The following is a 12,372-nucleotide window of genomic DNA, read 5'->3' on the forward strand; positions in this document are numbered from 1 at the left end:
TGTCCTTGAACATAATAGCGCCCTCATCCTTAAGCTAATGCACGCGCCAGAACGTTGCCCGACTGACGTTTGATTTCAAAAATATCGACACTTAGCGCTTCATTTTCCAAACACTGGCCGGTCGTTAAACTGTAATGTTGCTTATGAATTGGCGAGGCGACAAACAGCTCATTATTGAGTTCACACAATAGTCCACGCGACAGCACGCTAACCCCGGTAGCGGGGTCAATATTATCTATCGCGAATATTCCTGCCTCTCCCAAATGAAATACCGCAACAGCTCGACCAGCAACCCAAGCGGCAACCCCTCTGTTTGCCGGTAGTGCCGACTCTTCGCAGATAGTGACCCAACTCATACCAATGCATCCTCATTATCTAATAGGGTGATAGCGATATTGCCCGCCCCTAAATCACGGTTATTTATCGCAGCAAAAGTCTGCACATCAGATGCTATTGGGAATTTTTGTTCACGTTGATATTGATAGTGTTTTTCAGCGTTCGTCGGCGCCTCTTCTGGATTAACAAACTCACTAAAGCGCTGCAGAAAAACGTCATCTTGTAAGCTGGTTTTCCATTCACACTGATAATTCGCCACCACTTTATCCATCTGCTGCTCTAACTCATGATTCACACCCAGTGCGTCATCAATGATCACCGACTGCAAATACTCAAGCCCACCAGCAAGTGACTCCATCCACACCGAAGTGCGTTGTAATCGAGCGGCTGTTTTGGTGTAGAACATCAATACACGGTCGATGTACTGAACTAACTGTTCAGTAGAAAGATCGGTGGCAAATAGATCACCGTGTCTTGGTCGCATGCCACCATTACCACACACAAACAGGTTCCATCCTTTTTCGGTGGCTATCACACCGATATCTTTACTTTGTGCTTCGGCGCACTCTCTTGTGCAGCCCGACACGGCAAACTTAATCTTATGGGGAGAGCGCAGGCCCTTATATCGATGCTCCAACGCAATCGCTAAGCCGACAGCGTCTTGCACGCCATATCGACACCAAGTACTGCCAACACATGATTTAACCGTGCGCAGTGACTTGCCATAGGCATGCCCAGTCTCGAACCCTTGTGCTATCAGTTCTGACCAAATCGCGGGTAGGTCTGAAAGTTGTGCGCCAAACATATCTATGCGCTGCCCGCCAGTGATCTTGGTATAGAGATCGTATCGTTTGGCAATTTGCCCCATGGCGATTAGCTTGTCTGGGGTGATCTCCCCTCCAGGGACTCTTGGCACCACTGAGTAGCTGCCATTTTTTTGTAGATTACCTAAATAGGCGTCATTGCTGTCTTGCAGTGCCACATGCTTTTCATTAAGCACGTATTGATTTTCTAGCGAAGCAAAAATAGAGGCGGCAACGGGTTTGCAAATATCACAACCCAGTGCCAGTAGCGAGGCATTCGCGACGGCGTGCTGTTGGTATAAGTGTTCGAAGTCTTTAATATCTTCAACCTGGCACAGGTGAAATAGCGCCTGACGGTCATGATCAAAATGACAACAGATCCCGGAGTCCGTTTCTAACCCTTGCGCCTGCATCGTTTGATCAATGATCTGCTGTACCAAAGCAGAACAGCCACCACAACCTGAAGCCGCTTTGGTGCAGCTCTTTATCTCAGCCAATTGATGATTACCCGCTATCACCTTTTCAACAATGTCGGCCTTGGTCACCTGATGACACGAACACACTATGGCGTTGTCTTTTAGCGTTAGTGGCGCTGACTCATCCGTCAACAATAAGGTCACCGCCGGCTCCTCAAGCGCTTCACCGCTCAAGTATTGACTGAGCAAATGGCTATATTCATCGACGTTACCGACAAGCACCGCGCCGCGAAGATAAAGACCCGTTTCGTCAAGCCACAGCTTTTTGTAGACGCCCGCTTGTACGTCACTCAACTCAACATATTGCGCTTTATCAAAGCCACGACTTTCGCCAATTGACGCCACATCAACGCCAAGTAGCTTTAACTTGGTGCTCATGTCTGCCCCCGAAAATGTCAAAGGGGCCACCGATAAACCCGGCATTAGCGGCGTAATTTGCGACAAGGCCACTTTTGCCATTTGATATCCAGGGGCCACTAAGCCAAATATCTTGTGTTGCCATAAAGCACATTCGCCTATCGCATACACATCATTAACAGAGGTCTGGCAGTTATCATCAATAACGATGCCACCTCGTTCACCGACACTGATATCACTGTTTCTTGCCAATGTATCTTGAGGACGAATACCCGCAGAAAATACAATCAGATCCGTTTCTAAAAAGCTTCCATCACTGAATTTAAGCCGATGTTGCGCCGTCTCCCCATCGACAATCTCTTCAGTGGCTTTGCTCAAATGGACACCAAGCCCCAACGCTTCAATTTTCTGCTTCAGTAGCTCACCGCCTTTATCGTTTAACTGCACTGACATCAGTTGCGGTGCAAATTCAACCACATGGGTCTTTAAGCCTAATGCGCTCAACGCATTAGCCGCCTCAAGCCCGAGTAAGCCCCCACCGATCACGACCCCAGAGCTGGCATTGAGCGCTGCTTGCTCTATTGCTTCTAGATCGTCAATCGTGCGATACACCATACAATCGCGGCGATCATTGCCTTTTATTGGCGGTACAAATGGATAAGATCCTGTTGCCAGCACTAGTTTGTCGTATGGGGTTTGCTCGCCATTAACGGTCAGGCATTTATTCGCGGTATCGATATGTGAAACCTGCTGACCCAGGTGTAGCGTGATACCCTTAGACTCATAATCAGCCTGTGACGTCAGCATCAGTTCATCTGCGCTGCCGCTGACAAAATATTTAGACAGCTGCACTCTATCGTAAGCAGGTATCTTTTCGGCGCCATACGCCTCAACATCATAGTGTTGGCTGATCTCTTGTTCACATAACTGCTCGACAAAATGGTGGCCAACCATGCCATTTCCCACAACGACCAACTTGGGTTTATTTGTTTTCATGTTTCGCCCCTATCGCTATCCACACTGGCTTTTTGCCAACAAAAAGGCGCCAATCTCCCTTGCAGGAGATGGCGCCTTTGCCAAAAATTAAAATTGTTAGTTTTCTATACTGCTATTATCTGTTCTATTTATATGTTGCAGAGAGTATGCCAGTTTACACATTGCCTACCGACGAACCTAAAGTGCTGTTACTGTTAACTTTAATCTTAAAGTTAAAAACCAGGCCAACGCATTTCGATATGTGCCACACTGCCATTGCACCATTGTGGTTACCTGGTGCTGATTTGGGTGCAATTTAACGGCTCGATGGCTGATTACCAAGCTGAGTAGCAACTTCAGTCAAGCGCAAACCACTGCTCATAGCTTGTTGCTGTAGTGCCTTATGTGCATCTTGCTCAGATAAGCCAATGTGTTGTAGCTGATGTTTGGCGACACGCACTTGTTTTTGCTCTTCTAGGCTTCGCTCAAGTTCCGCCAGCTTATTATGCAATTGATTTGCTGTTTTAAAGCGTATCAACGCGAGCTCTATAATTTTATCTAGACGTGCAAAATTAAATTGCTGCGGGATATAGGTCACTCGTCCACATTGTAATAGTGCCGCTATTTGCGAGGGCTCTGCACGCCTTGAGGTAATAATCAGCGGCACCGCTGCAAACATCATGACTCGTTCAATGAACTGGACGTGCATCGCCGTCATTGAGTCAACGCATAGAAGCACAATATCGCTATCCGTTTTTAGCGAAAAACGTTCTAATTCCGATAGCGTGTTAAATTTTATTAGCTCATGGTTGCGGTTGATGGCACTGTTTAATAGCGGCTCATGATCCGTCATGTCATATAGATTCAGTATGCGCATTAGCCACCTCCGAATGGGTTATAAGCGATTGATACGGCTTAAAAGTACCTATCGCAGCTTGAGTCATAAAGTGGGAATGTCTATTCATCCAGTATTCACCCGCCAACCTCTTAGCGCTATCAATGCTGAGGGACAGATCAGTTAACATCAGTATCGCCATGACATTGGTCATAATCGCGCTGTGAGCCCGAAGAGACTCGGTTGAATTACGAGTGCTAGTACTAGTATTAGTGCTAGTACTAGTGCGAATACAAATGCCATGACTATCGCCGCCCAACGACTCACCATGCCAAAGTGCGGTTAACCACTGCGCCTGAAGCTCTGCCGCTTGCGCCTTACGGCCTATTAAAGCATTGAGTTGAGTTGTCATCTCAATCTGGGCAAGGCCTTCATGCTTGAAAACATTGATTCTGGTGCTCGATCTGGGGTTTAACTCGCACTCTCCTTGATAGCCTTTAAATATCGCCACATTCGTTTTACGTAGCGCTTGCGAATTTTCAGCCATTAACTTGGCCACGTTCAAATGAATATCATCTAGGCCCGGATGAAAATAACTTCTAAGACTGAGCCTTGCCCCCGTAGGGTTGATACAACGGATGGCACTTTGATAAAGACTTCTAAGGCCAATTTCCTGATGAATATCCGTAAACGAATTCACTAAGGGGGACAATACATCGGCGTTGACATAACAGATCCCTGTTGATGTTAATGCCACTTCCGCTTCTGCCGCTGAAGTAACACTGGTGATCCCTACTGCGTCAACGAAACCCGCAATGTGTTGCCGATGGGGCAACACCCTATTATCGCCGTGCAATAATATCTTAAACCCATTACCAGCCAACAGTTTGGCGCTCAGCAGTAAATAAGGGAGCTGATCTCGCTTTGCGCCATAACAGGGCCAGTCAATATCGACCTGAAGTTGCTGCCATTGATTATCGACCGTAGAGCGCAGAGCAAGTGCCGCCCCCGCAACCTCTTCTGCGGTCTCACCTTTTACGCGCATTAACATTAACGCCACACTAAGCTGGGTAACAGTGCCAATGTTGTCGTAAAAACCACGAACCAACTGAAAGCTTTCCACTAACGTCAATGAACGAGAACCTTTTTTACCTCGGCCAAGCGTTTTAATAAGCTGTCGATATTCTGCGGGGTCCGTCACTCCAGTGAGCAGATTATTGTGACTATCCATATGCACGCTCAAATGCATCACTTTTAACATCGCTGGTGATATCACAAGCAGCCAAGCATTGCGCTAGCTCTTGCCCTATGCCAACCACCTCTCCCACGATTAAAAGCGTTGGACCGTCGACGTTGATACTCAACGCAACATCCACCATATCTTGCACTGAGGTGGTCATTATCGATTGATTATCGCGGGCACCATTGCTAATAAAGGCCACAGGCAAAGCGAGTTTAGCTCCCGCCTGCAGTAAACCATGGGCGATGTCAGCCGCGCTCTCTTTTCCCATATAGAAAACCAGGGTGCTTTTTGCCGCTAACAATCCCGCCCACTCTCTTGCAGTGTCATCACAAAGATGTCCGGTCACAAAAGTCACCGAGCGCGCAACCTTTCTATGCGTCAAGGGGATCCCCGCACCAGCAGCGCAGCCTAACGCGGCAGTCACTCCAGCAACAAAATGGCTTTTAACGCCGTTTTCAGCCAAAAAGAGGGCCTCTTCAGCGCCTCTACCAAACACATTAGGATCGCCGCCCTTAAGTCGAATAACCACTTTACCTTGTTGGCTTAACTGCAGCAGTTTTAGGTTTATTTGCTGTTGCGTTGTACTGGGTTTTCCAAAACCTTTACCCATGTAATACATGTCGCAATCATCAGCGGCTAACTGCAAAATATCTTTACTCACCAAATTGTCATAGACGATCGCTTCTGCTGCTGCAATCGCTCTGGCTGCCTTAATTGTTAACATGTCGATATCACCACAGCCCGCCCCTACTATCGTCACGGTATTGGGGTCATCTTTACCCGTGGCGTCGTTGAGCTGCAGTAGCTTTGCCAACACTAAGTCACTATTTGATTGCTTTATTGATCGCGTTAACTTGCCAATATGATCGAGTTTCATTATGCAACCTCCTGCTTTAGCTTCTGTTTTTCTGCAATAACGGAATCGGCAAACTCATTCACTTGATTTAAGCAGCTGCCACACACAGCACTGCATTTGAGCGTTTGCTGCACCGCGTCGACAATCAACGCCGTAGTTGTCGCGCCACCGTCAAAACTCACCCGCATCTGCTGCTCAATTTCATTTTCGGTCACGCCAGTACAGGCGCAGACCACTTTGCTGCTGCCTGCACGTAAAACCTGGTGTAAGTGTTTAATAAATTTCGTATCAAAAGGAGTATTGATGAATGATTGAATCGCGTTAACATCAATGTCTAACGCTTGCTCACATGTGATAAGTACGCTTTTGAGGCTACCTTGGCTGAGGATGCAGTAGATCTGTTTGTCTTGATCGCGCCAATGCATAATGCGGCGGTAAGACAATGAATTTAGATTTTCCTCACTGTGATGTTCAAGCTCCATCATCTCAGAGGTAAAGCTCGATGTTGCCGCAATATGGCGGCAAACCCCACCACGGAGCTGCTGCTTTACATCCCAACAGAGTTGCTGAGGATCGATTAGCGTCTGCCCCCACTCGATCCCTTGCTGCGCCACCTGCTGATGTTGCAATTCAACCCATTGATTTTTAAAACCGGGTTGTTTTGAAAAAGGATCAACTTGAGCGGTAATCACCTTATTGACGCCACCGCTTTTGCTAAATTGCGATGACCAATGCATTGCAAGAAACGCCGTATCTTGCAATAGTGATTCATCAATCACCGCTCGAGCGATAAGCGGCTCCACTAGATTATCGGTTTTAATGGCCACTAGCCCACCAGCCTCTAGCCCATGCTTATTCAGAGTGTGCACATCAAGCATCAATTCCGGTTGATAATTAGAGGCTGCCAGTTGCTCAATATGCCCCGTTCTCGTCATTGTGTGCCATTGATCGCGACTACGACCGCTGTTTAAGCGCACTCGGTTTTGGCTTAAGGAATGATGGTCAATCACGGCTTGGTTACTGTTTGCTTGAGACAATCGAGTCTCTACAAAGTGAGCTTTACCACTGTCAGTGGCAAACTGACCTTGGGTAAATAAGCGCATATTTTTTTGGCCAATCGCATCGACATGTTCAACGGGCCATTGGGTGGGTATTAGTTGTTGATATTGCTCAGCGGATAGAGCTGATAAACCTGCGAGGGATAATTGTTTTTCAGGGTAGTGTTGCTGCACTTTGACGGTGAGATTAGCGTACTCATTAAAGATTTCCGCACTGTCTTTGAATGCAAACTCATCATTAAACCCAAGCTGCTTGGCAACTTCACACAGCGCCCACCAATCTGCTTTTGACTCTCCTTGAGGCTCAATAAAGCCGCGTTGACGGCTAATGGTTCGCTCACTGTTGCTGACCGTGCCTGACTTTTCTGACCAACCCTGCGCCGGGAGTAACATGTCGGCATATTGAGCGGTATCTGTGTCTGCTGTGATATCTGATACCACCACATACTCACACTGCTGTAACGCCTGTTTGACCAACTGGGTATCAGGCATTGAAACCGCCGGGTTGGTGCCCAAGATCCACACCGCCTTTATTTTACCCTTTGCCATATTGGCAAACATCTCTGTGGCGGTTAACCCTTTGGATTTTGGCAGCGCTGATGTCTGCCAAAAGTCTCCCACTAACTGCCGCTCGGGCTCCGAAAAGCCAAGGTGACAGGCTAGCTGGGTTGCCAGACCGCCCACTTCACGACCTCCCATTGCATTGGGTTGCCCCGTTAATGATAAGGGGCCACAACCAACTTGACCGATATCACCTCGCGCCAAGTGACAGTTAATAATCGCATTAGCAGTGTTAGTGCCAGAGGTTGACTGATTAACACCTTGGCTACTGGCAGTAACCACTTTATGGCTTTGTTGGTAAAGTGCGTAAAAAAATTCAATCTTATCTGCTTCAAGCCCGGTGACGTCGGCAATCTTATCCAGTGTGTCACCACCTTGTCGCGCACTATGAAGCGCTTGTTCAAAGCCTTCGGTATGACGATGTATATAGTCCTCATTCAATTGGCCTTTATCGGCAAGGGAACAGAGTAAACCATTAAATAAGTGCAGATCTGAGCCTGGAGTGAGTTGCAAATGTAGATCCGCTTGCGACGCTGTGGCGGTAAGCCGTGGATCGATTACAACAATTTTAGTACCACGCTTTGCTCTAGCAGCGAGGATTTTTTTAAATAGAACCGGATGGGTCCAAGCGGTATTAGCACCGACTAATACCACAACATCAGCAAGTTGCAGATCTTCATAACAACCAGGAACCACATCTTCTCCAAAAGCACGTATATGGGCACTTACCGCTGAGGACATGCATAATCTGGAGTTAGTATCAACATTTGCGGTACCCATAAACCCTTTGGCAAGCTTATTGGCAACATAATAGTCTTCGGTCAGTAACTGACCTGAAAGGTAGAAAGCGACAGAATCGACTCCGTGCTCCGCGATGGTATCTTTAAAATTTTTCGCTATTTCTGCTGTCGCAGCAGACCAGCTAATGTTTTGATCGCCGGCCTCTAAACCTGAGCGGTTTCTTCGGCGTGGGTACAGTAATTTATTCGGAATGTTTAAACTATCGATTAATGCAAGTCCCTTACCGCATAAGTCTCCCCAATTAGCCGAATGTTCACTATCACCAGAAACCGTCAGCGTGCGGTGGTGCGAAAAACTGATGCAGTCTGTTTCGATAAGATTATTCACTGTAACTCCGCAGCCAACGCCACAGTATGCACAGGTTGTTTTACAGCTTGGCATCATTAGCATCTCTCAATATTAGTGTTAACTCATGCCTATCACTTCGCAAATCCTATGCCAACGCATAACCACATGTTTTATATATAAAATAAGTAAAGCAAACTCAGATGCACTCATCTAATGTGCTACATGAGTGCATCTTCACGCACTAAAATCACGCAATCTATTGATAAAAAACAGTGGGGTAACCATAAAGATCTATTAGTGATTAAGAAGTTAGCGGATTTAAAACTATAGACAAATAACAAAAAGAGGACGAATCAACGGAAAAGAATCAGGGGGCCCTATTGAGGAACTATTAACGCCTGACATCGATTAAAAAACATCAATCTCAAATTTTGGGCACAAAAAAACCAGCGCTAAGCTGGCTTTTATCGGTAACGGTTTAGGTTACTTAAGTATTGACTCTGCCGTACGGCCATCATCATGACAGCTGTCACATGTTGGCTTATCACCCACGTTCATTTCGTGAGGTGCATGACAATCAGCACACATCAACATGCCATCGTGTGGTTGATGAACAGCGTCCATCTCGTCTAATGTACCGTGACAAGATTGGCATTGCTCAAATTCGTACTCGCCATCTGCAGATGGAGAACCGTCTTCGTGACATGCTTCACAGCCGTCCATTTCTGCATGCATTTCAGCCAGTTCTTGGCCTTCAGCGAAAACAGCAGGAGATAATGCTAGCGCTGCGATAGCCGCACCAAAGATTGCACTTAATAGTTTTTTGCTCACAATTGTATCCTCATTTAATGTCCGCATAGTGGAAACGCTATCAGTCAGGTTTGTTTCCATCTTGCGATCAATATTATTAGCACGACTTAGCTTAATTTAGCTAAGGAATGACAAATTCGCAACTAATTTAGTTTGAAGATCATATCATTGTGGTAAATAGCAAAACGTGCGCTCCATCAAATTATACGGCTCACTTGCGCTATGAAAGCCCAAAAGCGTTCAATTATCATCTTGATTTTGAGTAGTAAAAACACGATCCGGAAGTTGAACCTCCGAATCGGCTTTATTAGTGAAACATGAATTAACTTGCTCTTAGAGCCGCAATACGTTTCTCAAGTGGTGGATGGCTCATCAATAATTCAGACATTGATTTCTTACCATTGATACCAAGTGCTGACATCTGAGCTGGCATAGCGCCTGTCTCCGGGCCTTGACGAAGCCTGTCGAGCGCAGCAATCATCTTCGCTTTACCGGCCAATTTAGCACCGCCTTCATCAGCTCTAAACTCACGAATACGAGAGAAGTACGCCACTATCATTGATGCCAAGATACCGAACAGCATATCGAGCACAAAAACAACGCCCATATAGGCGAACATACCAAGGCCTTCACCCTCTTCATCATTGCTAGACACAAAATTGTTGATAATGCCTGCAACCACTCGAGCTGCAAAAATCACAAAGGTATTAACCACCCCTTGAATAAGCGTCAGCGTCACCATATCACCGTTAGCAACGTGGCTGATTTCATGAGCGAGAACCGCTTCAATCTCATCATGATTCATGCCATAAAGTAAACCACTACTGACGGCGACTAACGAGTTGTTTTTACTCGGACCCGTTGCAAAAGCATTGAATTCTGGTGATTGATAAATAGCCACTTCAGGCATTTTAATCCCAGCTTGCTCCGCTTGGCGCGTAACCGTCTCAACGAGCCAACGCTCGGTATTATCACGAGGCGTTGTAATGACTTCACAACCCATGGTTTTCTTTGCCATCCACTTAGAGATAGCCAAGCTGATAAATGCACCACCAAAACCAAAAATAGCAGCGAAGACTAACAGTCCGCCCATGGTTGAAGTATTCACACCCAAAATAGACATCACGATTGATGCCACTAATAAGATCGCCATATTGGTAGCAATCAGTAAAAATATACGCTTCATTTAAGCTCCTGTAGGATTCATACGTTCCAGATAAACACTCTTAAAGACATAATATGTCCGAAAGTTGGAATTTCAAGGGACGCTAAGGAAAAAACAGTTCAACTGCGTTTATCTTAGACGATCCGCTTTATTTATCAGGAGCTGCGAGTTTATGCCGTTTTTATTAATCTAATCTTAAATCGCTACTGAATAGGAGGATAAGAAGATTAATCTTTTTTAACAGAGGGATAGCCCTTAATAAAATGAACAATTTAACATCATTTAAAGGGCTAAAATAGCGAGGAGTTCAATGCCTAAGCGAGCAGTGTTACATCAAGGTGCAACGCAGCTTCTGCTGCTGTGGCGTTATCGATATAGGGAATATGGCCAAGAAACGGTGCTGACATCATCTGTTGTAATGCCGCTAGGTTATCTTGTTGATTAGCCATGTTAGCGTCAACTTGATTTGCAACCCAGCCCGCAATAACAAGGCCATCTCGCTCAATCGCTTCTGCAGTCAACAACGCATGATTTAGGCATCCTAGTTTCATGCCAACCACTAATATCACCGGCAGTTGCATCGCTTGCACTACTTCAGACATGAAGTGACCATCGCCTAATGGCAAACGCCAACCACCCGCTCCTTCGACAAGTGCAAAGTCAGCCCCTAAATATTGCGCCATATTGAGTTGGGCTTGGATCTTTTTCGGTGACAGCAAAATATTTTGTTCACTTGCTGCGATATGCGGTGCAATGGCCGGTAAAAAAGCAAACGGATTAACGTCGTCATAAGGAAGCTTTATGCTTGATGCCGCCATCAGCGCTAGTGCATCGCTGTTTCTAAGACCCTGTTCAGTTTGCTCACAACCTGACGCTACAGGTTTAAACCCAACCGTTTCTCCCTTTACTGCTGTTAACAATGCTGAAGACACTAACGTTTTACCGCAGTCGGTGTCAGTCCCGGTTACAAAATAAGTCATGCATACTCCAAGGTTTTTCAGCCTTTATTAACGCGTCTTTCTCGCTTTGATAAAACTGATATTATAAGTCAAAGGAAGCCCTTGCGGGCCGCGGCTTAACTCTGCCTTATTAAGCAATTTTTGCCAATCGCCTCGCCCTCTCAATGTGACGTGAGCTTGATTAAGCTGACTTTTAACCTCAACGGTAGATGCACCAACACCTTTAATGGACTGAAGTAACGACTTAAAGTCATCAAAATAGACCGTGATAGCACGCGTCTCTATATGCTCAATGCTCCAAACATCTTCATTAAAGCAGTCTTGTATCGTTCGCTCACTTTTAAATCGGTTAACGTTTAAGCGAAGATCTGACAGTTGGTACAGACTATTTTCGGCCACAATACTCGCATTAAACTCCCCCCCCACGTTAAGGACTCTATTGGCTTCTGCTACCGCAAGTGGCAGATTGCTACACCACTGCAGTGCCACATTGGAATAAACCGTCGCTATTGAATCATCCAACAAGGGTAAGTTTTGCGCATCACCACACAGCGCCTTGTAATCTGGAAAATCTTGTTTCAGCGTGCGCAGCATTCCCTGTGCTATGTCGACACAGATAACATCTTCGATATGATTAAAACGTGTAAATGAGGTTCCGGGGCCGCAACCAAGATCGAGTAAGGGTTGAGTAGGCGACATTTTCTCGAACAAATACTGAGCTGCCATTCGCTGTAAAACATCATGTGAATGGTATGAAGATGCCGCCGCGGAGAACCGATGAGCGACATCACTTTTTAACTGGTTTACCCCTGTTTTCACGACATTGGATCCTAAACGCTATGAGAGATT

Annotated in this window: 10 protein-coding genes; all 10 read right to left on the reverse strand. The window is 46.0% G+C overall.

Features of this window, described 5'->3' with window-relative positions; translation table 11 throughout:
* Positions 1-29: 29 nt before the first annotated feature.
* The 10 genes from nirD to L2729_RS08110 all read right to left on the reverse strand — a co-directional run bounded on the left by nirD (position 30) and on the right by L2729_RS08110 (position 12,342).
* A complete protein-coding gene (gene nirD / locus L2729_RS08065) occupies positions 30-356 on the reverse strand; it encodes a nitrite reductase small subunit NirD (RefSeq protein WP_248987816.1) in 327 nt (108 codons plus the stop codon).
* Entirely contained in the window at positions 353-2,968 is a 2,616-nt protein-coding gene (gene nirB / locus L2729_RS08070) for a nitrite reductase large subunit NirB (RefSeq protein WP_248987817.1), read from the reverse strand. The genes nirD and nirB overlap by 4 nt, the downstream gene beginning before the upstream one ends.
* Before the next feature lie 295 nt (positions 2,969-3,263).
* The gene (locus L2729_RS08075) at positions 3,264-3,824 is read right to left on the reverse strand and encodes an ANTAR domain-containing response regulator (RefSeq protein ID WP_248987818.1); all 561 of its coding nucleotides are present in this window, start codon (positions 3,822-3,824) and stop codon (positions 3,264-3,266) included.
* Complete coding sequence (locus L2729_RS08080; protein ID WP_248987819.1) at positions 3,802-5,013, reverse strand: glycosyl transferase; 1,212 nt, start codon at positions 5,011-5,013, stop codon at positions 3,802-3,804. The genes L2729_RS08075 and L2729_RS08080 overlap by 23 nt, the downstream gene beginning before the upstream one ends.
* Positions 5,006-5,902 carry a uroporphyrinogen-III C-methyltransferase gene (gene cobA / locus L2729_RS08085; protein ID WP_248987820.1) on the reverse strand — a complete coding sequence of 299 codons (897 nt, stop codon included), beginning with the start codon at positions 5,900-5,902 and terminating at the stop codon, positions 5,006-5,008. The genes L2729_RS08080 and cobA overlap by 8 nt, the downstream gene beginning before the upstream one ends.
* Positions 5,902-8,691 (reverse strand): nitrate reductase, encoded by a 2,790-nt coding sequence (locus L2729_RS08090; RefSeq protein ID WP_346347758.1) that lies wholly within the window; start codon positions 8,689-8,691, stop codon positions 5,902-5,904. The genes cobA and L2729_RS08090 overlap by 1 nt, the downstream gene beginning before the upstream one ends.
* 381 nt (positions 8,692-9,072) lie before the next feature.
* Positions 9,073-9,420, reverse strand: coding sequence for a tetraheme c-type cytochrome CctA (gene cctA, locus L2729_RS08095; protein WP_248987822.1), 348 nt, complete (start codon positions 9,418-9,420; stop codon positions 9,073-9,075).
* Positions 9,421-9,721: 301 nt separating this feature from the next.
* On the reverse strand, positions 9,722-10,585 hold the full coding sequence (gene htpX, locus L2729_RS08100) for a protease HtpX (RefSeq protein ID WP_101091122.1): 864 nt from the start codon (positions 10,583-10,585) through the stop codon (positions 9,722-9,724).
* 293 nt (positions 10,586-10,878) lie between these two features.
* On the reverse strand, positions 10,879-11,544 hold the full coding sequence (bioD, locus tag L2729_RS08105) for a dethiobiotin synthase (RefSeq protein ID WP_248987823.1): 666 nt from the start codon (positions 11,542-11,544) through the stop codon (positions 10,879-10,881).
* A 27-nt stretch (positions 11,545-11,571) separates the two neighbouring features.
* Positions 11,572-12,342: a methyltransferase domain-containing protein gene (locus tag L2729_RS08110; protein ID WP_248987824.1), complete on the reverse strand. Its 771-nt coding sequence runs from the start codon at positions 12,340-12,342 to the stop codon at positions 11,572-11,574.
* Between the last annotated feature and the right edge of the window lie 30 nt (positions 12,343-12,372).

This window comes from Shewanella gelidimarina (assembly GCF_023283945.1).
Classification (GTDB): domain Bacteria; phylum Pseudomonadota; class Gammaproteobacteria; order Enterobacterales; family Shewanellaceae; genus Shewanella; species Shewanella gelidimarina.